The organism is Flavobacterium filum DSM 17961 (genome assembly GCF_000425465.1).
Taxonomy (GTDB): Bacteria; Bacteroidota; Bacteroidia; order Flavobacteriales; family Flavobacteriaceae; genus Flavobacterium; species Flavobacterium filum.
Genome location: NZ_AUDM01000008.1, coordinates 43270 through 68930, shown reverse-complemented (window position 1 = coordinate 68930; position 25661 = coordinate 43270). Strand labels below are relative to the sequence as shown.

Here is a 25661-nt window from a genome sequence, read left to right as displayed (position 1 = left end):
TTTTATTTCATTTCTAACGAAACTTTATTTATTGCTTGTATTGTAAAATCTAAATCTTCATAGGTCAAAGCATCGGTAATAAACCATGTTTCATACGCAGAAGGTGCAATATAAATCCCTTCCTTCAATAAGCCGTGGAAAAATGTTTTAAACAATTGATTATCCCCTTTTTTTGCAGATTCAAAATCAATTACCGGTGCAGCATCAAAATGTACAGAAATCATTGACCCTATTCTATTGATTGTGAAATCTATATTGTTTTTTGTCAAAACTTCTCGCATTCCTTTTTCAAGATAAGCTGTTTTCTCTTCTAATCTTTTGAAAATTGATGCATCTTGATTTAACGAAGTCAACATAGCCAAACCAGCCGCCATTGCCAAAGGATTTCCAGACAAAGTTCCTGCTTGATATACAGGACCAAGAGGTGCCAAATAATTCATAATTTCATTTCTGGCAGCAAAAGCTCCAACTGGCAATCCACCACCAATAACTTTACCAAAACACACAATATCTGCATGTATGGAATATAACTCTTGAGCTCCACCTTTAGCTAATCGAAAACCGGTCATTACTTCATCAAAAATCAGTAATGCATTGTTTTGAGAACACAGTTTTTTTAATCCTTCTAAAAATCCCTCTTTGGGTGGAACGCATCCCATATTTCCGGCAACGGGCTCAATAATGACTGCCGCAATTTCATTTGAATTATTTGAAAAAAGATTTTTTACGCTTTCCAAATCATTATAAGTTGCAAGTAAGGTATCTTTTGCAGTGCCTTGTGTCACGCCTGGACTATTTGGTATTCCAAAAGTACTTGCTCCACTTCCCGCTTGAATCAAAAAAGAATCAGAATGACCATGATAACATCCGGCAAATTTGATAATTTTATCTTTTTTTGTAAATCCTCTTGCTAATCTAATGGCACTCATACAAGCTTCTGTACCGGAATTGACAAATCGAATTTTATCAATACCAGGCACCATTGAAATGGCTAATTCTGCAATTTTTGTTTCTAATTCAGTTGGCATACCAAACGAAGTTCCTAGTTTGGCTCTTTCTGTAATTGCTGTTATAACAGGTTCATACGCGTGGCCTAAAATCATTGGTCCCCAAGAATTGATATAATCAATTAAACGGTTATCGTCTTCATCGTATAGATAAGCTCCTTTTGCTTTTTTTACAAAAATGGGAGTCCCACCTACTCCTTTAAATGCCCTAACAGGCGAATTTACTCCACCAGGAATCACTTTTTCTGCTTCTGCAAAAAGCTGACTACTTCTTTGGTAATTCATGCTAATTTTATTTTAATATTAATTGTTGTCCGATTGAAAGTGAATCCGACTTAAGATTATTCTTTTTTCGAATTTCATCAACTGATAAGTTGAATTTTTTGGAAAGAGAATACAAGGTATCGCCTTGAACAACCGTGTATGATTTTTCATTTGAAACAGAAACAACTTCTTTTTTTTCTCTTTGATTAGATTTCCCGGTTACTTCTTCGTCATATTGATGTAAATTATAACGATCTATCAACCCAATTAATTTATCAGGATATTTTGGATCTGTTGCATAACCTGCGGCTTTTAAGCCTTTTGCCCAAGCAACATAATCCCCAGCAGGCAAGGTAAACAAAGATGCATATCTACTTCTGCTTGTCAAAAATAATGAATGATCTCTATACGATTCACTCGGATGTTGATATTTTCTAAAACATTCTTGTTCTGCATCATCGTCATGTGAAACACTTGGACCGCTCCATTCTTTATGACATTTTATACCGAAATGATTATTGGCTTGTTGACTCAGACGTCCTAATCCGGCACCGGATTCTAAAATTCCTTGAGCTAGGGTGATACTTGCAGGAATGCCATGCTGACGCATATTATCTTTTGCAATTTCCTTAAAATCATCAATATATTTCAGAACTACTTCAGTTGTAACTTTTACATTTGAAGTAGCTTCTAGTGTATGACTTTGTTTATTTGTAGTTTCATTTGATGAAGTGGGATTTGAAGTTGTATTTCGCGTTGATGTAGTCTTTACAGGTGCTTTTTTAACTGTTGTATTTTTCTTCGGAACTGATTTTGTGGTTCTTACCGTTGGTTTTGTTGTTGAACAAGCAACAATAAAAAGACTTAGCAATAAGAAAATAATCTTTTTAAACATTTGTTATAATTTTAGGCAATTTTAATTTTTCTAATTTTTGATTCAACCCTTCAATTCCTTGAAGACCTCCGGAATGAATGGCAAGTATCTTTGAATTAGCTGTAAAAAATTCTTTTTCAATTAAATCATATATTCCGTACATCATTTTACCGGTATAAACTGGATCTAACAAGACAGATGTTTGAACAAAAAAATCGTTCATAAATTCAATTAATTCACTATTGATCTTTGCATAACCTCCAAAATGATAGGCGTTATTCAACTCCCAATTATCCTTTGTAACCCATTTTTGTATTTCTCCATTTAAAAAGTCTCCTTTTAAAGAAGGAAAACCAATTATTCTTTGATTTACATGAGAAGAATAGATAATTCCGGAAATGGTTCCGCCCGTCCCAACACAGCAACAAATATAATCGAATTCAGCGTCATTTTCTGTTAAAATTTCCTTACAGCCTTTAACAGCTAAATCATTCGTTCCTCCTTCAGGAATGAGATAAAAAGCACCAAACTTCTGTCGTAAGTTTTCAATGTATTCCATCTCATGTCTATTTCTATATTCTTCTCGCGATTCAAAAACAAATTGCATACCATTTTGCTGAGCAAATGTCAACGTTGGATTTTCATTTATTTTTGACAACAACTCTTCACCTCTAATGACACCTATCGTTTGAAATCCGTACTTTTTTCCGACATAAGCAACAGCTGCAATATGATTGGAATATGCTCCGCCAAAGGTCAATAAAGCAGCATGGTTCTCCTCTTTCGCTTTTGATAAATTGTATTGTAACTTTCTATATTTATTTCCGGAAATAAATGGATGGATTAAATCTTCTCGTTTTATAAATAATTGAATATTATTTTTAAACGTTCCGATAAATTGATTTTGTATTATCCTTTCCATTTGACAAAAATAGCATAAAAAAAACAGCCTTCTAAGACTGTTTCCTTTTAACTGTAATAATCAATTTTATCTTTCTTGAAAAACAGATATTTTTTTATTTAATTCATTTTTGTCAGCAGTAATAACTTTCACAATATAAATACTTTCACTCAATCCGGCTGTTGAAAATTGATAATTTTCATTAGAACCCAATTTAGTTTTTCTGAAAATTCTTTTCCCGGTCAAATCATAAAGCCCCACTTCTTTTATATCCTGAGCATTTGGGTTATAGATAATCAAGTTTTGAATAGTATTATTTTGAACTACATCAAGTGAATTACCGTCGAATTTAGGATTGGATAAAGTTTCAGCCAAGAAAGTAATCTCATATCGTTCATTATGAACGCCTGGTTCTATCTGAAATTGATATTCAGCATTTTTAATATCATGATATATGTTAGTGTTTTTATCATACAAATACACATTCTCAGTCTCATTGAAATTCACAAAGTCAGCTACTGCAACTCTAAAAGTAGAAGCGGTATTGTTTTTAAATCCAACCGGAAAACGTTTTGTAATATCAAAACTAGTAGCAGATTGTACATATTCTTTATTATCCAAAACAAAATACATATCAAAAGGAAGATTTCCTCCATCATCTGCTGATTTTGCATCGGCTTTATCAAGCCCATCAATTGAAGTTGGTAAAAACACCATTGCAATTTGTCTAACTGCTTGTTCATTAAGAGAAGCATTCACTAAAATATGTGGAGCCGGAAGTTTACTCACTTGCGTATAATCAATTCCAGCTACGTTTGGAATGTGCTCATAAAAAGAATTATTTTCTTCACTGTTCGCCAAAGCATTTCGTTCAAATTGAGATTGATTAACTACACCTTCTCTTCTAAAAACTCTGTATGTATTTCGCATAAAAACAGAACCATTTGAAATTCCACGTACAAGAAACCCTTGTCCAACAGGACAAAATCTTCTTTGATACATATTCAAAGGAGTGCTAGCCAGTGTAGTTTGATTACCTGCTCCATCATAATTATAAAATGTTGCCGGTGTATATACACTAGATAAACCATTATATACACCATAACCGCCTCTGTACTGTGCAATTAAATGAGAGTTCACTGTCTTATCGTGCTCCCAAAAAAGTGCATTTCCATCTATTGCATTATTTAACGGATCTGTTAAAAATGCATTCAAGTCAATTGCAGAAGGATATGGATTACCCGTTAGTGTTGATTTTGCATTCATGACAAAAATCTCAATATTTCCATCATTTGGTTTTCCTCTGAAATCATAGCGTTGTGCACTCCCTGCATTATTTTGAACACCAAAAAGGGTTAATGAATTGTCCGTGCCGGATGTTCCTTTCATCGTAAATCCTTCTCCTGCATTAATTGGATCTGTTCTAGTTACAACCCAATCAGCATAAAATTCATTATTTAAAAAACGAAAGACCCATCTTGGAGCAATAGATAAAGAAGATGCAATTCCATCTAGAGCAGAATTTGATAAAATAACTGCAGGATTACTATTGATTATACTGGTAGGTCTATGAAATTGATTGATGGTAAAAGTTGAATTACCAGCTGTTGCAGATGAAGTTCCTACAGGAGAACACCAATAATTATATTGAAAATTATTTACCGTTCCTTCTTGAAAAATTGATAATGAGCCAAGCCCGGTATTATTGGAAGTAGTTCTTTTTTGAAGTACTTGACTTTCATCTCTTAGAAAAATATTACCATTTGAAGCAAGATTAATTTCTTCTGTTACCGTAACATATTGATTTTGAACGTAAACGTAACTTCCTGAACTAACAAAAAGCTGAGCATTCACATCTTGTACAGACAGCACAGAGCAGACAACAACGATAAAAAAGGCTAATTTTCTCATAATTAATTATTTGAACAAGAACAAATATAATTAAAAAATGAAAGTTAAGCCTAAAAAATAAGAGATAATTTTTTAACAAATTTCATCTTTTACAACAAAAAAACAAAACAATAATGTTATTTTTTTCTTACATTTTTTATATTTTTATGCATTTCATCGATTTTTTTACTCACTTTATCGATTTTAACATACATTTGAATCGTCAAAAATTAGTAAGAAAACCTAATTAAAAAATTTAGTCATGAAAAAAATGATTACTTTACCAAAAAACGAAAACAAAAACAGTAAACACAAATTTGTGTCATTAGTGATAATGCTATTAATGTTTGTAGTGGGAACTTCACAAACTGTTCACATCAACCCTTTAACAAATGGAGGATTTGAATCCGGGGCAACATTTGCAGCAAATGGCTGGTCTTCTACCACAGGAACAGCAACACAAAATCAATGGGTATGCTCAACTGGTGCAACAGCTGGATTTTCAGGAACTAGATGTGCATACATTACAAATAATACAGGAAGTACACCTCCTCCACACAGTTATACATTAAATGCTAACAGAAGAACTCATTTTTACAGAGATGTTACAAGTATAGTAAGCGGTGAAACTGACATTAGATTATCTTTTAACTGGATAGGTAGAGGTCAAAATGGTAATGACCGAATAAGAATATGGTTAACTCCTACATCTTACACGCCAACTTATGGAACAGCTGTAACTGCCACTGGTTCAACACCTACGGGAAGATTTTTATTGGCTCAATTGGAAAACCAAAGTAGTTGGACATCTGCTTCTTTTATCATTCCATCAAATTATGCCGGGCAAAATTTTAGACTTATTTTTGAGTGGATAAATAATGATTCAACTGGTAATCAACCTCCGGGTGCAATTGATAACATCTCTTTAACTTCTCAAATTGGCCCTTCAAACAATGATTGTTCAAATGCTACCGCATTAACTGTAAATCCTTCAACTACTTGCAGTGTCACTACATCTGGAACTACAATCGGAGCTACCCAGTCTCAAAGTGGTTGTACCGGAACGGCTGATGATGATGTATGGTATAGTTTTATAGCCACTTCTTCTAATCATGAAATAACTGTTTCGGCTGGAACAATTAATGATATTGTATTACAGGTTTTTAGTGGTAGTTGTGGCTCACTTTCAAGTGTAATATGTAGAGACGCAACTGCCGGATCAAGTACAGAAACAGCAACACTTTCTGGTTTAGTTGTTGGCCAAACATATTTTGTTCGTGTATATAGTTTTGCAAATAATTCAGGTATGGGTACATTTACGATATGTGCTACAACCTTACCAAACTCAGTGAATGACCATTGTTCTATTGCAACTCCACTTGATGTAAATACTGATACAAATTGTACACTTACAACATCAGGAACAACTGTTTATGCAGGACCATCTATTGCAGGTTGTACTGGTTCAGCTGATGATGATGTTTGGTACAGTTTTGTCGCTACTGCTCAAAGTCATTTGGTAACTGTTACACCTGGAACTCTTAATGATGCTGTTTTACAAGTTTTTAGTGGAACATGTGGAACCTTAAGCAGTCTTGCTTGTATCGATGCAACAGTTGGTTCAAGTCCTGAGGTAGCTTCATTAGGTGGTTTAACTATTGGTCAAACCTATTTTGTAAGGGTTTATAGTTACAATAATGGTTCTGGAAATGGTACGTTTACTATGTGTGTAACAACTCCAATTGTAGTTAACACATCTACAACTTCACACACCGTAGATCAATTGGTTAGAGAAGTTTTATTTGAAAATAGTTGTGTAAGCATTACCAATATTAATTCATCTACAGGTACTAATTATGGCGATGCAAATGGAATAGGGTACTTTGACAGAAATGGTGCTACATTCCCTTTTGATAATGGAATAGTATTAACCTCTGGAAATGCAAATTTTGCTGCTGGTCCAATTAATAACGCTACCAACTCTGTTGGAGGTAATGGCTGGTTAGGTGATACTGATGTTCAAGCTGTTATGTCTGCTGTTTCCGGCTCTCCTCAAACTGCTTTAAATGCGAGTTATATACAATTTGATTTTGTTCCATTTCAAAGTACCATTAGTTTTGACTTTTTATTTGCGTCAAATGAATATGGATTTTATCAATGTGATTTCTCAGATACGTTTATATTTCTTTTAACGAATTTAAATACCGGAGTGACTACAAACATAGCAGTTGTACCTTCTACTTCTACTCCAATATCTGTTGTAAGTATTAGAGATCAACTATACAATGGTGGTTGTAGTTCAGTTAATCAAAGTTATTTTGGCAATTATTTCTTGAGTAATCCTACTAGTGCTCCAATTAATTTTTATGGAGCAACTGTACCATTAACAGCTATTGGAAGTGTAGTTCCAGGACAAGCTTACAGAATAAAATTAGCGATTGCTGACCGATTAGATACTTTGCTTGATTCCGCAGTATTTATAAAAGGAAGCAGCTTTTCAATTGGAGATATTGCCTTAGGTGATAATTTATTTATCGATAACAATACAGCTTTATGCTATGGTGAAAGTGTTTTACTTGATCCTGAATTAGATGCAACTATATTCGATTTTATATGGTATCAAGATGAAGTAGAGATTTCAGGTGCAACAGGACCTACTTATAATGTAACTGAGTGGGGTGATTACAAAGTAAGAGCCTCAATTAAAGGTAACCCAGGTTGTTTTGTTGAAGATGAAGTAACGATTGAAATCTTCCCGGAAATAACCCCTTTGCAACCAAGAAATATTATAAAATGTAATTTTGGGGAACCATTTGATTTAACTGAAAATAGTCCAAGATTACATGCTCTATACCCATCTCCAATTTACGGTATTAGTTATTTTACAAATTTAACAAATGCTCATAACAATGTTAGCCCTATACCTGATCCTGAAAATTTTTCTGAAACATCCAATCCACAAATGATTTATGCTAGGGTTTACAATATTGAAAGAGGTTGTTATGGAATACGTTCCTTCCATGTAAGAAGACCTAAAACTTGGAATGGCTCAGTAAATACAGACTGGAATACTCCGAATAATTGGACCCCTATTGGTGTTCCAACAGACGAAGATTGTATTATTGTACATGCTACAGCAAACAATCCTATTATTAGTGGAACTAACTATGTTGGATATGGATTTAACATAGATGTAAGAGATAATGCAACATTAACCATCCAAGAGGGTAATCATTTGAAAATAATTGACCAAGTTGTCGTAAAACCAACCGGTACAATGGATTTTCAAAATAATGCAAGTTTAGTTCAGGTAAATGAAGCTACTAACACAGGAAATATTCGATACAACAGAAGTACATCAATTAGAAGAAGTGATTATGTATATTGGTCATCTCCAGTTCAAAATTTTCATCTAAACAATTTATCCCCTGGCACACCTACTTCAGCAAGATTCATGTGGAATCCTACAATAGCTAACTCAAATGGCGGATTTGGAAATTGGGCTAATGCAAATGAAACAATGGTGGCTTCAAAAGGATATATTGTAAGAGGTCCTAGTTCATTTAACAATACAACTGCTCAAACATTTACGGCAACATTTACAGGTGTTCCGAACAATGGAACTATTACTATTCCAGTTTCAAGAGGAAATAATACAGGTGCAGATTATGCCGGAACTAATGGAGTGATGATTACAAATATGGATGATAATTTCAATCTTATTGGAAATCCATATCCATCTGCCATTCGATTTACAGATTTTATGGCTGCAAACCCTGATTTAGAAGGTTCAATTAGAGTATGGACTCATGGAAGCTTACCAAGTAATGCAAACGGGAATCCTTTCTATGGAAGTTTCCAATATAATTATTCTTCAAACGATTATATTATTCATAATGGTACAGGAACAATTAGCGGACCTGCAACGTATGACGGTTATATCCCTGCAGGACAAAGCTTCTTTGTAGCCATGTTAGATGGACCTGCTACCACTGTTGATGTTACATTCAATAATAGTATGAGAGTAGAAAGTAATAATACACAATTTTATAAAAACAGTGCCACTTCTACTCCAAAGTTAGAGAATGACAAAAATAGAATTTGGTTAGATTTAGTTGCAGCTAATGGAAGTGTAAGTAGAACTCTAGTAGGCTATATTTTTGGGGCGACTAATGGAAAAGACAGAATGTTTGATGCTTACACAAAAGTTGATAATGCATTAGTACTATACTCACTTATTGAAAATGAAAAAGCTAGTATTCAAGGTAGAAAATGGCCATTTGATGTGAACGATGTTATTCCTCTAGGCTATAAAGTTTCAACTACAGGTAATTATACTATCGCAATTGCTTCTGTTGATGGATTCTTTAAAAATAATGGTCAAATCATATACCTGAAAGATAATTTCACGAATCAAATTCACAACCTAAATGAGGCACCTTACACATTCTCATCAAATATTGGAACTTTTGATAATCGCTTTGAAATTGTATTTAATAGTCAAGATTCAACTTTTGCATCAATTAATGAAGATTCACAAAAGGTAAATGTCAAAACAAATGATAAAGTGGAAGTGGAAAGTAAAAATGATGAGATTAAAACACTTTTGGTGTATGACATTTATGGAAGATTATTAAAAAAATATGAAAATGTAAATTCAAAAAGTGTTGATTTAAAAGGAATTGAAAAAATTAACCGTACACTTTTACTAAAAATCGAATTAAAAGACGGTACAATTACTTCGAAAAAAGTTATTTTTTAAATCAAAACAACGTAACCAAAAAAAGGGATGTTTTCACATCCCTTTTTTTGTATTTTAATTTTTTTCTTACAGCACACATGAAAATTTAAACATTTTATTAACATTTTGACAGTAATTCGTTAAATTTCAAAAAAAGTAAACTATTTTAGTAAATTAATTACTAAAACTACTAAAATGAAAAAAAGATATTGGGGGATCTTTTTTCCTTTTAAATGCATTCAATTTATTTTTTTAATTGTAACATTTATATCGAGCATTGAAACAAATGCACAATGTACAAACACATCCGCATGGGGTTCAGCAACTGCTCCTACAGCTAATGTTCCTGTTACCATTAGTACATGTAACTATCAAACAGAATACAGTACAATTTCATCCATAGTTTCAGGAAATACATATCAAGTTTCTAATTCTTGTGGAGGATACATTACCGTAAGATCAGGAAGTTACAATGGAACTGTAATTAGTCATGGTAATTCACCACACACATTTACCGCTACATCATCTGGAACATATTATGTTCATTACAACACAAATGCGGGGTGTGGTACAGCTACAAACTGTTGTACAACAACTATAACTTGTACTTCATGCTCCACTCCAACACCTCCAGCAAATGATTTATGCTCCAATGCTACTCCTTTACCATGCGGAACAACAAATCTAGCTGGAACAACTGTAAATACCACTAATATTGCCAATGTTTCAGGTTGTTCAATGTCCAATTATGGTGTTTGGTACACTTTTGTTGGAGATGGTCAACAAACTACAATTACAACTAATCCAGCCTTTGATATTAAACTATCCGTTTCAACAGGAACTTGCGGTTCAATGACCAATATTGCTTGTACAGATGCCGCTCCTGAAACTGCTACTTTTACAACTGTAAATGGTGTTACCTATTATGTTTATGTAGCTCATTGGCTAGCAGGAAGCACAACAACAGGTACATTTACCATCAGTAGAACTTGTAGTACAGCTCCAACACCTCCGGCTAATGACTTATGTTCAAATGCTACTGCTTTACCATGCGGAACAACAAATCTAGCCGGAACTACTGTAAATACGACAAATATTGCCAATGTTTCAGGCTGTTCGATGTCCAATTATGGTGTTTGGTACACTTTTGTTGGAGATGGTCAGCAAACTACAATCACAACAAACCCTGCCTTTGATATTAAATTATCCGTTTCAACAGGAACTTGCGGTTCAATGACCAATATTGCTTGTACAGATGCCGCTCCAGAAACTGCAACTTTTACAACTGTAAATGGTGTTACCTATTATGTTTATGTAGCTCATTGGTTAGCAGGAAGCACAACAACAGGTACATTTACCATCAGTAGAACTTGTACTGCAGCACCTCCTCCACTTTCTAATGACAACTGTGCAACAGCCATAAATGTTGCCGTAAATTCAAATTTGAGTTGTACTTCCACAACAAGCGGAACTACTGTTGGTGCAACTCAATCTCAAAGCGGTTGTTTAGGTACCGCAGATGATGATGTATGGTATAGTTTTGTAGCGACATCAACTATTCATAGTGTTACAGTAACACCTGGTACTCTTTCAGATGCAGTTTTACAAGTATTTAGCGGACCTTGTGCATCCCTCACAAGTTTAGCTTGTTCAGACAATACAATTTCTGGTGCTGAATCAGCCACGATTTCAGGGCTAACGATTGGAAATACTTACTTTTTTAGAGTTTACAGTTATTCAAATGGCTCCGGCCAAGGAACATTCACTGCTTGCATCACAACGCCAGTTAACCCATGCTCTGCCATTACTACCATAACCTCATGTGGTTTACAAATCAATGTAAATATTGCTGGTGGCTCCGGTTCTTTCGCTAATTCAGCTTGTGGTTGGACTACTCCAGGAAATGAAATGATTTTTAGTTTTACTCCAGCTACAACTGGACTATATTCACTTCAACAATTATCATCATTTGGAACTATAGATTATCAATACAAAATAGCATCTTCGGGTTGCGGAAGTACAGGATGGACTTGTATTAGTGCAGTTTCAGGAGCAGCACCGGCTGCAAACATTAATTTAACAGCCGGAGTAGAATATTTATTTTTACTTGACCCCGAGTCAACAACAGGTGGTAATGTTAGTTTTATCATCAATTGTCCATGTATTTTTGGTAATGGAACCGGAACTACTTCTTTAGCTTGCCCGGATGTAATTAGTGGAGGTTTGGGATTGAATGGTGCAGACCCATTTCCTATAGATTGTAACACTGCTTCAAGTTGTGTAGACATTGAAGCAATTTATACTCCAATTGCTCAAACAACATCATATAGCGTGACAAACATCCCTTATAATCCACCCTATCAATTTGCATGTTTGCAAAACCCAGTTAGTGTTAACATTGATGATGTTTGGTCACCTGTAGTGAACCTCCCTTTTGACTTTTGTTTTTATGGCAATAACTTTAATCAATGTTTAATTGGATCAAATGGAGTATTAACATTTGATTTAACGAACAATACACCAGGTGGATATTCTACTTGGTCATTTAATAGTAATTTACCCAATAATACGTTATTTATGAACACTATTTTTGGTGTTTATCATGATATTGACCCAAGCAAAGGTGGAAGTGTTGGATATGAATTAATCACACTGAATACCGGATGTAGAGCTTTAGTAGTTTCATGGCATAAAGTTCCTATGTTCTCTAGCACTTGTAATTCAATACTATATTCAGGAATGATGGTGCTTTATGAAAATACTAATGTGATTGAAATTTATATTCAAGAAAAAAATGTATGTTCGAGCTGGAATAGCGGTAATGCAATCGTTGGTCTTCAAAACGGAAACGGTACTCAAGCAATTGTTGCACCAGGTAGAAATGGACTAGATGCTGACTGGACAGTTGTAAACGAAGCATGGAGATTTACCCCTACCGGAGCTCCACTTACAACAGTAACGTGGTTTGAAGGCTCAGGCACCTCAGGGCCTGTTGTTGGAAATACTGATGTTATTAATGTTTGTCCAACATCAACAACTGTTTATACTGCACAAGTTACTTATCAACTTTGTACAGGAAACACACTTGTAGAAACGGCTGAAACAACCGTAACAGTTCTTGGCGATAAAACTTGGAATGGTTCAATTGATACCGATTGGAACAAACCAAATAACTGGACTCCAGCCGGAATTCCATATTTAACAGATTGTGTTATTATTCCTGTAACACCTAATGATCCAATTATTTCAGGCACTAACTACCATGGAATGGCAGGAACATTGACCATTCATAATGGTGCAACACTTACAGTCAACTCTAATAATATGATTACCGTAACCGATTGGGTAAATGTAAATGCAGGTGGAACATTTATAATCAATAATAATTCAAGTTTGATACAAGTGAATAATGTAACCAACACAGGAAACATCAAATACAGAAGAAATACAAACATCAGGAGATTAGACTATGTATATTGGTCATCACCGGTAGCTGGTTTTAATGTAAATAATATTTCAAGTCCTATTGCTCCTGGACCTATTTACACTTGGCATCCAACAGTGGCTAATCCAAATGGTGGTCAAGGAAATTGGCAAGCAGCAGGTGGCAGCACAATGCTTCCGGGAAGAGGTTACATCGTTAGAGGTCCAAATTCATTTACGGATACTCCGTCCACTTTATTTGGCAGTTTTACTGGTGTACCAAATAATGGTCCATATACTGTTCCAATTTCAAGAGGCAGTATTCAGACATCATTTACGGGTACTAATGGAACATTAATCACGAATTTAAGTGATAACAATAATCTTTTAGGTAATCCATATCCTTCAGCCATCCGAGCTAGTCAATTTTTATTTGATAACAGAACAAAAATTGAAGGAAATGTAAAATTATGGACACATGGTAACCTACCTGCCATCATTTCAAGTCCTTTTTATGATACCTACGCTTACAATTATTCACCGGGTGATTACTTAACGTATAATTTTACCGGAACTAGTTGTTGTCCTACAATGGGTGCTGACCTATTTATCGGTGCTGGTCAAGGATTTTTTATCCAAATGTTAGACGGCCCAGCTGCTTCAGATGTAATTTCATTTGGTAATCACTTAAGAAGTGCCACTTATGATAATAGTTTGTTTTATCGTCATGCCAATCAAGAAACCTATGTTGAGCAATTAATCCCGACCGAAAAAAGCAGATTTTGGCTTGATATTATAAATGCTCAAAATGTTTCTGAAAGAACATTAATAGGCTATGTTGAAGGGGCAACAATGGATAAAGATAACTTTTTTGATAGCTCAATTGCTATTACAAATGATTTATCGGTTTTTTCAATTATCGATGATTTGAAATTAAATATTCAAGGTAGAGCTTTACCTTTTAACACTTTAGATGAAGTTCCAATTGGTTTCCACGCTCCATCAGCCGGAAATTATACGATGGCAATTGCTGCTGTAGATGGATTATTCAATGACCAAACTATTCTGTTAGAAGATCTTTATTTAAATAGTGTTCATGATTTAAAACAATCACCTTATACTTTCCAAACCGTTAGCGGAACGTTTATTGACCGATTTAAAATTATCTATGAATCATCTTCAACTTTAAGTAATCCTACTTTTTCAATTGAAAATACTGTTAGGGTGATCACTAATGAAAATGTAGTTGTTTCTTCAAGTATAGAAAATATTGATTCGATTCAAGTATTTAATGTATTAGGACAAATGATTCATCAGTCAAGAAATATAAATTCTAAACAAATTGAACTAAGTCAACTTCAAAGAAATAACGCAACCTTATTATTAAAAATAAAATTAACTGACGGAACAACTTCCATCGAAAAAGTAATTTATTAAAGATAATTTATAAAACGCCAAAAAGACCTTTGCTTTACATAGTGAAGGTTTTTTTCGTTTTGATAAGCTTCTCGTTCAAACGAAATATTTCTGTAAGCCAAATTGCTGTTTTTAAATTGAATCAAACGAACCAAATATTCCAAACTATACCAAACATAAAAAGGCAAAACCAACAGTTCAATTTGTTGCCGAATGTGAATGCGTTCGTGGTTTAATAAAACTACATTTTCTTTGTCCGATTTGTATTTTAAAAACACAAACGGATACAAAGTGAGTCCACGAAAACCTTTTGGGGTTAAATATTTAAAAACTAATACAAACATTTGTGGCAAAGTTGCTAATTTTGTAGTTATGAATACACCAAATCCTGAAAATAAATTAATTGAAGGCGAAGATTTTTATTATACGCCCGAAGGTTATAAATGTTTTACAGAAAAATATCATTTAAAAAGAGGCTATTGCTGCAAAAGCGGATGCCGACATTGTCCGTATGGATTTGATAAAAAAGCGAATACAATCAAAAAAAAGTAATTCGAAAAATCTAATAATCCAACAATCTGAAAATCTAACTATCTAACAATCCAAAAATCTGATGCAAGCAATACATACCAAATCATTCAAAGAACAAATTTCTGAAGGAATTCCAACCGAATTACCTTCTCTAAAACCATACGAAACAGAAATAAATCACGCTCCAAAGCGAAAAGAAATTCTTTCGGAGGAAGAAAAAAAATTAGCTCTTCGCAATGCGTTACGCTACTTTGAACCGAAACACCATGCTACGCTCCTACCCGAATTCAAAGACGAATTAGAAAAATACGGTCGGATTTACATGTATCGTCTTCGCCCAGATTACCGAATGTATGCCCGACCAATTTCGGAATATCCCGGAAAAAGTGAGCAAGCTAAAGCCATCATGCTAATGATTCAAAATAATTTGGATTATGCTGTGGCTCAACATCCACACGAATTGATTACGTATGGAGGAAATGGAGCGGTTTTTCAAAATTGGGCTCAATATCGATTAACCATGAAATACCTTTCGGAAATGACGGATGAGCAAACCTTGGTGATGTACTCCGGTCATCCGATGGGATTATTTCCTTCGCACAAAGATGCTCCAAGAGTTGTCGTAACCAACGGAATGGTTATTCCAAATTATTCCAAACCCGATGATTGGGAAAAAATGAATGCGTTAGGCGTTTCACAATACGGACAAATGACAGCCGGAAGTTATATGTACATTGGTCCACAAGGAATTGTTCACGGCACTACCATAACGGTTTTAAATGGATTTAGAAAAATTAAAAAAAATCCGGAAGGTTCACTTTTCGTAACTTCTGGTTTAGGCGGAATGAGTGGTGCTCAACCAAAAGCCGGAAACATTGCCGGTTGTGTGACCGTTTGTGCCGAAGTGAATCCGAAAATAACCCACATTCGTCACTCACAAGGTTGGATTAATGAAGTGATTGAAAATGTTGATGAATTGGTAATTCGTGTCCGAAAAGCTCAAGCTGAAAAAGAAGTGGTTTCCATCGCTTATCTCGGAAATATCGTAGATGTTTGGGAACGATTTGATGCGGAAAATATTCATATTGATTTAGGTTCAGATCAGACTTCGTTGCACAATCCGTGGGCAGGAGGTTATTATCCGGTTGGAATTTCGTTTGAAGAATCGAATGAGCTAATGGCTAATAATCCCGAACTTTTTAAAACGAAAGTGAAAGAAACGTTAGTGCGTCATGCAGCGGCAGTAAATAAACATACTGCCAAAGGAACCTATTTCTTTGATTACGGAAACGCCTTTTTATTAGAGGCTTCTCGTGCCGGTGCTGATGTCATGGCGATTGATGGCATTCATTTTAAGTACCCCAGTTATGTGCAAGACATTATGGGACCGATGTGTTTTGATTATGGATTTGGTCCGTTCCGATGGGTTTGTGCCAGCGGAAAACCGGAAGATTTAGCCAAAACCGATCAAATTGCTTGTGATGTTTTGGAAGAAATGGCAAAAACCGCTCCTATTGAAATCCAACAGCAAATGCAGGATAATATTAAGTGGATTAAAGAAGCTCAGAAAAATAAATTAGTCGTGGGTTCGCAAGCCCGAATTTTATATGCCGATGCAGAAGGAAGAATGAAAATTGCTGAAGCATTCAACAAAGCCATTGCTAAAAACGAAATTGGTTATGTCATTTTAGGTCGCGACCACCACGATGTTTCCGGAACCGATTCTCCTTATCGAGAAACGTCCAATATTTATGATGGTTCGAGTTTTACGGCAGATATGGCGATTCATAACGTGATTGGCGATAGTTTCCGTGGAGCAACTTGGGTATCAATACATAACGGCGGCGGAGTTGGCTGGGGCGAAGTAATTAACGGTGGTTTTGGTATGGTTCTTGAAGGTACAGAGGATAGCGACAGACGATTAAAATCGATGTTATTTTGGGATGTAAACAACGGAATTGCTCGCAGAAATTGGGCCCGCAACGAAGGTGCAATTTTTGCCATAAAAAGAGCCATGGAGACGCAACCTTTATTGAAAGTTACCATCCCTAATGTAGTAGATGATGAATTGTTCAAAATGGTTTAAGATTGTTTGATTTTGTTCAAGGTTGTTAACCGTGACTATTCAAACCCTTTTAAACACTTAAACTTTTAAACTTTTAAACAAAAAAAGCTATGAAAACACTCAAATTCCTACCCGTACTTCTACTCTTTCTGCTTGCATCATGCAGTTCCGTAAGAGTTTATTCTGATTATGATAAAAGTGTTGATTTTACGCAATACCGAACGTATGCCTATCAAAAAAGCGGCATCGATAAAGTAGAAATTTCTGATTTAGATAAGAAAAGAATTCTTCGTGCTATTGACGAACAAATGACCGCTAAAGGTTTTAGCAAAAGTGAAAATCCTGATTTGTTGGTTAATATTTTCACGAAAGAACGTGAACAAGTGGACGTAAACCAATTCAACGCCGGCTGGGGTTGGGGTTGGGGTTGGGGCTGGAACCCATGGATATGGGGTGGCATGAACACCAGTGTTTCCTCTTATGTTGAAGGAACATTATTTATTGATTTAATAGACAACAGAAAAAAGGAACTCATTTGGCAAGGCGAAGGCATTGGGGTTTTAACCCGAAACATCGATAAAAAAGAAGAACGCATTAATGAATTTGTGGCGAAGATTTTAGCTCAATATCCACCGAAGAAGAAGTAAGGAGTTGATAGTTTGGAGTTTTTAGTCTTAAAAAAGGATAGAACCGGAGTAGAGATGCTTCGGTTTTTTTGTTAATATTTGCTAATAAGTATAGTTGACATTTATTATAACATACTTTAAATTAGCTATTCAAATAAATAAAATATGAGTATTTCAAAATATAGTCATAGTGGAACAGAAAATCTAAAAATAACCTATTTATTGGGTGCTGGAGCTAGTTATTATTCTAATCCAATTTGGAAAGAACAAGGAAAAACTATGTTTAGTGTTGCAAAAAATATAATTGCACTATTAAAGCGTGATAGTTTCTATTATAAAGATTCTAAATATCCCTCATTAAGAAATAATATGATATTAATTGATTTTTTTAATAAATTAGAAAGATTTGGAAAATTAGCAATGGAATATGGTTCAATCGATATTTATGCAAAACGATTATCAATTATAGAAAAACACCAAGAATTAAATGATTTAAAATATTGTTTAAGCGTTTTTTTTGATATTTGGGAGAATTTCATTAGTACTGAAACAATTTTAAAATATGACACGAACAACATAAGTAACAATGGCATCTATTTTGAAAAAATTGACAAACGCTATTTTGCTTTGTTATCTGTATTGTTAGAAAAAGTTAATAAAACACCAAAATTAAATGAAAATGTTTCTTTTTTAACTTGGAACTATGATTTACAATTAGAAAGTTCATTTGAATCATTTTTACCATATGAGTCATCTTCAATGAAACAGACAAATGAGAATTTTAATTTTATGAACTTGCCTGATTGTGATAAGAGAAAAGAGATTATTCATTTAAACGGTTTTAGAGGTAATTTTAGGCATACTAATAATTTTCATGAAACCGTTGAAAAAAAGTTTTTAAACTCTTTAGAAGAATATTTATACAAGTTTTTACAAAATTTTGATCAATTTAATGAAACGGATTATTCTAACTCAATCAAATATTCATGGGAAATTGATTCAAATACTAAAGAAAATGCTCTAAATGTAATGAGAGAAACCAATATTTTGGTAATTATAGGCTATTCATTTCCAGCATTTAATAGAAAAATTGACAGTGAACTCATTAGAGAATTTGAAAAAAAAGATGAGTATAAAAAAGTTTATTACCAAGATCCTTTTGGGAATTTAGAACTTATAAATTTACTTTTTTCGAACTCTTCTAATGTTGAACATATTAGCAATAGTAGTCAATTTCACATTCCTCACGAATTTTTGTTTCCAACTCCAGCATCTGAACCATATATCTAATCCCCTAGCCCAGATTGCAATGAAAAGACGGATTAGGGTTTTAAAACTTACTCAAACAACTTCCCTAAAGACCAACTTGCAACTCTGTCATTCTTTGATTGAATTGGGAGTCTTGGATTAATTTCATAGAGTAGCTCTATTTTTTCGATAGCTAATTCAAAGGAAATAATTTCGTGTAGTAATAATTGGTCAAAAACATATAAAATCCCTTTTACAGAAATTCCGTTTGCCATAGCTTGTTTTCTTAATTTTCCATCACCTGAAAGTAATATTCCATCAAGTTTATTGGCATAATGCCATACAGAACAATCTTCAAAACTTAAACCTGAACTATTTGCTAAAATAGTCGTAATACTTTCAAAATCTTCTTCTGTATCAGTAAGAATTAATTCAATGTCATCAGAATTAATATAAGCTTCAATTATAACTTTTTGATCATGATTAAGCTCCTCAAAAACAAAATCCGTTGTTTTCAAATCTAAGTTTAGCTTAATAAATTCATTCATTAAATCTAAATGAACCAAATCAATTAAAATATTTGCATCGTTTATAATAATTCTCATTTTATAAACTATAAAAGTGAATTTTCAATTAGTGAATTTATATCTTTATTCAATAAGGACGATGCTTTGCTTACAGATATTATTTCTTGAGATAAAGCTCTGTAAACCAGTTGTTCAAATCGATTTGATTTTTCTGGAGTTTCAAATCTTGATAAATTAACTTTTTCTTTAATACTTGGATTAAAATTTATTTTTTTATAAAAATCAGTTTTTCTGTTTTCAGTAAAAATTCCCGCATCAACTAATCTGTAAACTATTGCTTGAATACTGATACCGTATTTTTTTTGTACTTCTATCAACTCGTTTAATGAAATTAAATCTCGCTTAATACCAAATTCTTTAACTACGAGTTTTTTTGGAAAAAGGAATTCAGAAGCAAATTTATTACAATAATTTTCTTCAGCTTTTACGTCACATTCCGGAAGATTGAGTAGTAAATGACCTAATTCGTGTAATAAAGTAAATCGTTTTCTTTCTACAGGAAAATTACCATTTACAACAATCACCGGAAATTTGTCATTTACAAAAGTTGCTAAACCATCAAAAGTTTCCTCTACATCAAACAATTCAATTACTTTAATTTCATTGTCTTCTAAAAGTTGAATTATATTATGAATCGGGTCAAGACCAATTTCCCATTCATTTCGTAATGATAAAACTAGCCTTTCTATATCTTTAATAGAATTCACTTTTTCGTTACCGATTGAATTTTTAAAAGAATAATCAATTTGCAGCAAATCTTCAATCTCTAGATAATTTTCTAAATTAAGTTTTATTAATTGCTCAAGTGATTCTTGTTTTTTATTTGAAAATGAACTTTTCTTTCTAAAATTTAAAACTCCTAACTCAATTTTGCTAGGTTTGAAAAAATAATCAATCTTAACTTTCAAAGATTTCCCTATTTTTAAAAGATTAGAACTACTTGGAATAGATTCACCTTTTTCATACTTACTAATCATTTGCTTAGAAACACCTATCATATCTGCTAACTCTTGTTGAGAAAACCCATTGAGTGCTCTAGCATTTTTGAGTTTTTGTGAGACTATTTCTTTCATGATTATTTAGTTTAGTTGACAAAAATACAAAATTAATTATATTTTGTCAACTAAATACTTATTTCTTTTGAAATGCAACTCCCCTAGCCCAGATTGCAACGGAAAGCTTTTTTTGAAAAAACAAAGTAGTTTTGTTGGCTTTACAAAGCGACCAGAGGAAGCTCTTGGAAAGGCTTACAAAACTTTTGTTTTTCAAAAAAACTTGTAGTGGAAAGCCGGAATAGCTTCTGAAAAAAGTCTTCAGTCGCAGTTTTCAGTAAGCAGATATTCAGTTCAAATTGAAAAATTGAAAGCTTAACATAATGAGATTCCTCCTGCGTCGGAATGACAAGATTGTGGGGAAACTGAGACTAAAAACTGCAACTGAACACTGCGAGTGAGACTGAAAGCTGTGACTGTGACTGAGACTGTGACTGAGACTGAAAACTGCGACTGTGACTGAAAACTAATAATTCAGCAACTCCTCCATCTTCGCACGAACCTTATCCACATTTGGAATCATCGTGAATTCTAACGTGCTATTCAACGGAATCGCAGGCATATTTTCGGAACCGATGACCATGACTGGAGCATCGAGGTGTTTGAAACAGTTTTCCTGAATGAGTCCGGCTAGACTGCGTGCAAACGAATTATTGGTAGGTTCTTCGGTGACAACCAAACACTTTTTGGCTTTTTTAACGGATTTGAAAATGGTTTCTTCGTCTAGCGGATACAACGTTCGCAAATCAATGATTTCGACTTGGTTTTTGATGTCTGATGAAGCATTTAATGCCCAATGAACACCCATTCCGTAGGTAATAACAGTCATTGTTTCTGCCGTTTCTTGTTCCCAGATTTCTTGAACGATATTCGCTTTTCCGAACGGTAACATATAGTCTTCGCTAGGTTCATTCACTCTCGCAGCATCTGTTCCTTTCACTTTGCTCCAATATAAACCTTTGTGTTCCAAAATCACAACCGGATTCGGGTCGTAATAAGCGGCTTTCATCAAGCCTTTTAAATCGGCTCCGTTGCTTGGATAGGCTATTTTGATTCCGCGAATGTTGGTCAGAACACTTTCCACCGAAGACGAATGATACGGTCCACCACTTCCGTAAGCACCAATTGGCACACGCAAAATCATGCTTACCGGCCATTTTCCGTTGGATAAATAACACGAACGACTCACTTCGGTAAACAATTGATTCAAGCCCGGCCAAATGTAATCGGCAAATTGCACCTCAACAATCGGTTTTAAGCCAACCGCCGACATTCCGACTGTTGAACCCACGATAAATGCTTCTTGAATGGGCGTGTTAAACACTCTTTCATCACCAAATTTCTGTGCTAAAGTGGCTGCTTCACGGAAAACGCCACCTAAACGTCCGCCCACATCTTGTCCGTATAACAAACATTCGGGGTGTTTTTTCATTAATTCTTCTACGGCAAACAAGGCACAATCGACCATCACGACTTTTTCCTCACGGGATGGATTTCGCTCGCCAATTTCTTCAGTAATTGGCGTTGGTGCAAAATCATGTGTGAATAAATCTTCCGATTTTGGATCTTCGGCTTGTTGGGCTTTCATAAAATCTGCCTCAACCACGGTTGAAACCGTGGTTTCTATTGCTTGAATTTCATCTTTTGAAAATCCGGCATCAAGCAATTGCTGAATCAAAACCGGATACGGATCACGGGATTTTGCTTCTTCCAAATCGTCTCGGTACCATTCCATCCGAACGCCGGAAGTATGGTGATTTAACAACGGAACTTTAGCATGAACCAAAAAAGGACGACGTTCTTCACGAATGGTTTTGACTACTTTTTCAAGAGCCAAATAACTTTCGGTAAAATTTGCACCGTCAATCGAAATGGCTTCGATTCCGTGGAAACCTTTGGCATATTCAAAGGCATTTTGAGCTCGGGTTTCTGCAGCATTGGCAGAAATATCCCAACCGTTGTCTTGCACTAAATATAAAATAGGTAATTGCTTCAAAGCGGCCATTTGTAAGGCTTCGGCAATTTCACCTTCAGTTACAGAAGCATCGCCGAGAGAACAAACGACTATTGGTTTTGGCTCATTATCATTTTGGACTCCTGTGTTCTCTTTATACCAAAATCCCATCGCCGCTCCAGTTGCAGGAATGGCTTGCATCCCGGTAGCAGAAGATTGATGCGGGATTTTCGGTTTGTCAACATCCTTTAAACTTGGGTGACAATAATAAGTTCGACCTCCTGAAAATGGGTCGTCTTTTTTAGCCATCAATTGCAACATTAAATCATACGGACGCATTCCGATTCCGAGCAGCATGGCATCGTCACGGTAATACGGAAAAGCATAATCTTGTGGCAATAATTGCATCGCCATCGCAATTTGAATGGCTTCGTGACCGCGTGAAGTGGCATGCACATATTTGGAAACAATTTTGAAATTATCTTCATACAATTCAGCCATCGTTTTGGCGGTTGCCATGGTAGTAAAGGCTTTTTTCAGGATATTTTTGTCTAACATAATTGTCATTTTAAACCTGACAGGTTTTTGAAACCTGTCAGGTTTAGGTTTATTACTTCGCTTCCACAATCCAACCAAATGTGTCTTCTTCTTTTTGGAGTTTAATAGCGTTTAGTGTATCATTTACCATCACAGAAACTGGATTATTTTCAGGGAATTTAATGGTAAAATCATTATTTCCAATTTCGTCAATCATAGCAATTCCAACGGCTGTTCCGGTTCCGAATGCTTCTTCTAACGTTCCGTTTTTAGATGCTTCAATGATTTCAGAAATTTTGATAGGTTTTTCAATGACTTCAAAACCTTTGGAACGTAGTAAATCAATGACACTCATTCGCGTAATTCCTGATAAAATAGAACCGCTTAAATCTGGCGTGATGAATTTACCATCAATTTTGAAGAAGATATTCATTGTTCCCACTTCTTGGATGTATTCAAAATCGTGAGCATCTAGCCACAATACTTGGTCATATGCTTTGGCTTTAGCATATTCAGTTGGTCGAATGGCTGCTGCATAATTACCTGCGGCTTTGGCTTCTCCTGTTCCACCATTCACGGCACGAACATATTTTTTCTCCGCATACAATTTAATTTTTCTGCTGAAAAAAGGTCCGGCTGGTGAGGCAATCACCATAAATTTAAAACTGGTTGCGGCACGCATTCCGATAAAAGGCTCATCGGCATACATAAACGGACGCAAGTACAAAGCACTTCCTTCTTTAGTAGGAATCCATTGTTTTTCTAAAGCGGTGAATTGTTTCAATGCTTCCACAAATAGTTCCTCCGGAAAAGTAGGCATTCCCATTCGGTTGGCACTAAAATTTAATCGCTTTGCATTTTCATAAGGACGGAATAATAACGGCGTTCCCTCTTTTCCCAACGTGGCTTTCATTCCTTCAAAAATTGCCTGACCATAGTGCAAAGCCATGGCAGCAGGATGTGTCGGAATAAGCTGTAAAGGTTCAATTCGCGGATTTATCCACTCGCCGTTTTGATAATCGCAAACAAACATATGATCGGTGAACTTGAATCCCATCACGATATTGTTTAAATCGACTTCTCCAACGGTAGAATGTGCTGTTTTTGTTACTTTAATTGCTGTCATTACTTCTTGCATTGTGTTTATGTTTGCTCTCAATTCAAATTACGAAAAGAGAAAATTATATTTTTGTATTACTGTCAAACTGTTCTAAATAATCGCCCACTCGTTTTAAGAATGATCCGCCTAAAAATCCATCCACTACCCTATGATCGAAGGATAAGGATAAAAACATCATACTTCTTATGGCGATTTCGTCTCCTTTTTCTGTGGTAACTACTTCCGGTCTTTTTTTGATGATACCTAAGGCTAAAATGGCTACTTCCGGTTGATTGATAATCGGTGTTCCCATTAAACTTCCAAATGTTCCGACGTTGGAAATGGTGAAAGTGCTTCCTTGAATATCTTCCGGTTTTAGTTTATTATTTCGAGCACTTTCGGCTAAATAATTGACTTCTTTAGCAATCGAAATCATGTCTTTTTCATTGGCATTTTTTACCACAGAAACGATTAAATTTCCGGTTGGTAAAGCAGTTGCCATTCCGATATTGATGTCATTGTGTACAATGACTTTATTTTCATCAACAGAAACATTAATCATCGGAAAATCTTGAATCGCTTTTGCTACGGCATCAATAAATATTGGTGTAAACGTCAATTTTTCACCGTATTTCTCTTGAAATGTGTCTTTATTTTCATTTCGCCAATTCACCAAATTCGTCACATCCACTTCCAAATAAGAAGTTACGTGTGGCGAAGTTTGCTTGGAATAAACCATGTGATCTGCAATCATTTTCCGCATGCGATCCATTTCTACAATTCGGTCTTTTCCTTCAACAAAATTGATTTTAGGTTTAGGGAAAGTTGTCGGTTGTTTGTCCCGATAGCTATCGGGATTTGTTATCGGTTTTGATTGTAAAGGATATTTTCTGTTTTTTAGGTAATTGAACACATCACTTTTTTGAATTCTACCATCAATTCCATAACCCGGTATGCTTTGCACTTCTTCTAATGAAAGATTTTCTTTCTGTGCGATACTGATGATTAAAGGAGAAAGATAAGCATCTGGATTGGTTTTTACTTGTTTAAATTCAATATTAGATGGTTTAATTACTTCTGGCTGAGATTCAACTTTAGCAGTAATAATTTCTTGGCTCTTGCTTCTTGGCTCTTGCTTCCCTTCGGCATCAATTAACGCCAAAACAGTCCCCACTTCCACCACATCATCTTTTTGAAAACGAATTTCAGTAATGGTACCGGAAACGGGTGAAGGTACTTCGCTATCGACTTTGTCGGTGGCAACTTCCAACAGAGTTTCTTCCGCTTCAATATAATCACCTACGTTTTTGGTCCAACTGATGATGGTGGCTTCGGATATGCTTTCGCCCATTTTGGGCATTTTGAATTCAAACATATTAATTTGTTTCAGGTTTCAGGTTTAAAGTTTCAGGTTGCGATAACTTGAAACTTTAAACTTGAAACAAA

Annotated in this window: 16 protein-coding genes; 6 read left to right on the top strand and 10 right to left on the bottom strand. The window is 34.9% G+C overall.

Annotation, left to right across the window (positions count from 1 at the left end; translation table 11 throughout):
• Positions 1-2 precede the first annotated feature (2 nt).
• The 4 genes from hemL to H601_RS0105600 form a co-directional block, all read right to left on the bottom strand.
• On the bottom strand, positions 3-1292 hold the full coding sequence (hemL, locus tag H601_RS0105615; RefSeq protein ID WP_026710596.1) for a glutamate-1-semialdehyde 2,1-aminomutase: 1290 nt from the start codon (positions 1290-1292) through the stop codon (positions 3-5).
• A 7-nt stretch (positions 1293-1299) separates the two neighbouring features.
• Complete coding sequence (locus H601_RS0105610) at positions 1300-2166, bottom strand: glucosaminidase domain-containing protein (RefSeq protein WP_026710595.1); 867 nt, start codon at positions 2164-2166, stop codon at positions 1300-1302.
• Positions 2159-3067, bottom strand: a complete 909-nt coding sequence (locus H601_RS0105605) for a 1-aminocyclopropane-1-carboxylate deaminase/D-cysteine desulfhydrase (RefSeq protein ID WP_051220669.1) — start codon at positions 3065-3067, stop codon at positions 2159-2161. Before H601_RS0105605 ends, H601_RS0105610 begins: the two co-directional genes overlap by 8 nt.
• Before the next feature lie 66 nt (positions 3068-3133).
• Positions 3134-4957, bottom strand: a complete 1824-nt coding sequence (locus H601_RS0105600) for a T9SS sorting signal type C domain-containing protein (protein WP_026710593.1) — start codon at positions 4955-4957, stop codon at positions 3134-3136.
• Between the two features lie 241 nt (positions 4958-5198).
• On the opposite strand from H601_RS0105600, the gene H601_RS0105595 reads away from it, so the two are divergent.
• Positions 5199-9698, top strand: a complete 4500-nt coding sequence (locus H601_RS0105595) for a choice-of-anchor L domain-containing protein (RefSeq protein ID WP_026710592.1) — start codon at positions 5199-5201, stop codon at positions 9696-9698.
• Positions 9699-9872: 174 nt separating this feature from the next.
• On the top strand, positions 9873-14537 hold the full coding sequence (locus H601_RS0105590; RefSeq protein ID WP_026710591.1) for a T9SS type A sorting domain-containing protein: 4665 nt from the start codon (positions 9873-9875) through the stop codon (positions 14535-14537).
• On the opposite strand, the gene H601_RS0105585 is transcribed toward H601_RS0105590, so the two are convergent.
• Complete coding sequence (locus H601_RS0105585; RefSeq protein WP_026710590.1) at positions 14534-14860, bottom strand: hypothetical protein; 327 nt, start codon at positions 14858-14860, stop codon at positions 14534-14536. The two genes, H601_RS0105590 and H601_RS0105585, sit on opposite strands and share 4 nt — an antisense overlap.
• Before the next feature lie 28 nt (positions 14861-14888).
• Here H601_RS0105585 and H601_RS0105580 point away from each other — a divergent pair, with 28 nt between their 5' ends.
• The 4 genes from H601_RS0105580 to H601_RS0105565 all read left to right on the top strand — a co-directional run bounded on the left by H601_RS0105580 (position 14889) and on the right by H601_RS0105565 (position 19028).
• A complete protein-coding gene (locus tag H601_RS0105580; protein WP_026710589.1) occupies positions 14889-15068 on the top strand; it encodes a C1orf53 family protein in 180 nt (59 codons plus the stop codon).
• A gap of 61 nt (positions 15069-15129) precedes the next feature.
• A complete protein-coding gene (locus H601_RS0105575; RefSeq protein ID WP_035655600.1) occupies positions 15130-17133 on the top strand; it encodes a urocanate hydratase in 2004 nt (667 codons plus the stop codon).
• 89 nt (positions 17134-17222) lie between these two features.
• Positions 17223-17759: a DUF4136 domain-containing protein gene (locus H601_RS0105570; protein ID WP_026710587.1), complete on the top strand. Its 537-nt coding sequence runs from the start codon at positions 17223-17225 to the stop codon at positions 17757-17759.
• A gap of 144 nt (positions 17760-17903) precedes the next feature.
• The gene (locus H601_RS0105565; RefSeq protein WP_026710586.1) at positions 17904-19028 is read left to right on the top strand and encodes a hypothetical protein; all 1125 of its coding nucleotides are present in this window, start codon (positions 17904-17906) and stop codon (positions 19026-19028) included.
• A 47-nt stretch (positions 19029-19075) separates the two neighbouring features.
• Here the strand turns inward: H601_RS0105565 and H601_RS0105560 are convergent, their stop codons facing one another.
• From H601_RS0105560 to H601_RS0105540, 5 genes are all read right to left on the bottom strand, one after another.
• Positions 19076-19591, bottom strand: coding sequence for a PIN domain-containing protein (locus H601_RS0105560; RefSeq protein WP_026710585.1), 516 nt, complete (start codon positions 19589-19591; stop codon positions 19076-19078).
• An 8-nt stretch (positions 19592-19599) separates the two neighbouring features.
• Positions 19600-20646 (bottom strand): helix-turn-helix domain-containing protein, encoded by a 1047-nt coding sequence (locus H601_RS0105555; protein WP_035655597.1) that lies wholly within the window; start codon positions 20644-20646, stop codon positions 19600-19602.
• Between the two features lie 445 nt (positions 20647-21091).
• A complete protein-coding gene (locus H601_RS0105550) occupies positions 21092-23146 on the bottom strand; it encodes an alpha-ketoacid dehydrogenase subunit alpha/beta (RefSeq protein WP_026710583.1) in 2055 nt (684 codons plus the stop codon).
• Positions 23147-23189: 43 nt separating this feature from the next.
• Positions 23190-24254 (bottom strand): branched-chain amino acid aminotransferase, encoded by a 1065-nt coding sequence (locus H601_RS0105545; RefSeq protein WP_245571616.1) that lies wholly within the window; start codon positions 24252-24254, stop codon positions 23190-23192.
• A gap of 43 nt (positions 24255-24297) precedes the next feature.
• Positions 24298-25596, bottom strand: coding sequence for a dihydrolipoamide acetyltransferase family protein (locus tag H601_RS0105540; RefSeq protein WP_026710581.1), 1299 nt, complete (start codon positions 25594-25596; stop codon positions 24298-24300).
• Positions 25597-25661 lie beyond the last annotated feature (65 nt).

Excerpts from the sequence above, each read along its gene's own strand:
- hemL (WP_026710596.1), bottom strand. The coding sequence starts at position 1,292 with ATGAATTACCAAAGAAGTAGTCAGCTTTTTGCAGAAGCAGAAAAAGTG.
- H601_RS0105610 (WP_026710595.1), bottom strand. The coding sequence starts at position 2,166 with ATGTTTAAAAAGATTATTTTCTTATTGCTAAGTCTTTTTATTGTTGCT.
- H601_RS0105605 (WP_051220669.1), bottom strand. The coding sequence starts at position 3,067 with ATGGAAAGGATAATACAAAATCAATTTATCGGAACGTTTAAAAATAAT.
- H601_RS0105600 (WP_026710593.1), bottom strand. The coding sequence starts at position 4,957 with ATGAGAAAATTAGCCTTTTTTATCGTTGTTGTCTGCTCTGTGCTGTCT.
- H601_RS0105595 (WP_026710592.1), top strand. The coding sequence starts at position 5,199 with ATGAAAAAAATGATTACTTTACCAAAAAACGAAAACAAAAACAGTAAA.
- H601_RS0105590 (WP_026710591.1), top strand. The coding sequence starts at position 9,873 with ATGAAAAAAAGATATTGGGGGATCTTTTTTCCTTTTAAATGCATTCAA.
- H601_RS0105585 (WP_026710590.1), bottom strand. The coding sequence starts at position 14,860 with ATGTTTGTATTAGTTTTTAAATATTTAACCCCAAAAGGTTTTCGTGGA.
- H601_RS0105580 (WP_026710589.1), top strand. The coding sequence starts at position 14,889 with ATGAATACACCAAATCCTGAAAATAAATTAATTGAAGGCGAAGATTTT.
- H601_RS0105575 (WP_035655600.1), top strand. The coding sequence starts at position 15,130 with ATGCAAGCAATACATACCAAATCATTCAAAGAACAAATTTCTGAAGGA.
- H601_RS0105570 (WP_026710587.1), top strand. The coding sequence starts at position 17,223 with ATGAAAACACTCAAATTCCTACCCGTACTTCTACTCTTTCTGCTTGCA.
- H601_RS0105565 (WP_026710586.1), top strand. The coding sequence starts at position 17,904 with ATGAGTATTTCAAAATATAGTCATAGTGGAACAGAAAATCTAAAAATA.
- H601_RS0105560 (WP_026710585.1), bottom strand. The coding sequence starts at position 19,591 with ATGAGAATTATTATAAACGATGCAAATATTTTAATTGATTTGGTTCAT.
- H601_RS0105555 (WP_035655597.1), bottom strand. The coding sequence starts at position 20,646 with ATGAAAGAAATAGTCTCACAAAAACTCAAAAATGCTAGAGCACTCAAT.
- H601_RS0105550 (WP_026710583.1), bottom strand. The coding sequence starts at position 23,146 with ATGACAATTATGTTAGACAAAAATATCCTGAAAAAAGCCTTTACTACC.
- H601_RS0105545 (WP_245571616.1), bottom strand. The coding sequence starts at position 24,254 with ATGCAAGAAGTAATGACAGCAATTAAAGTAACAAAAACAGCACATTCT.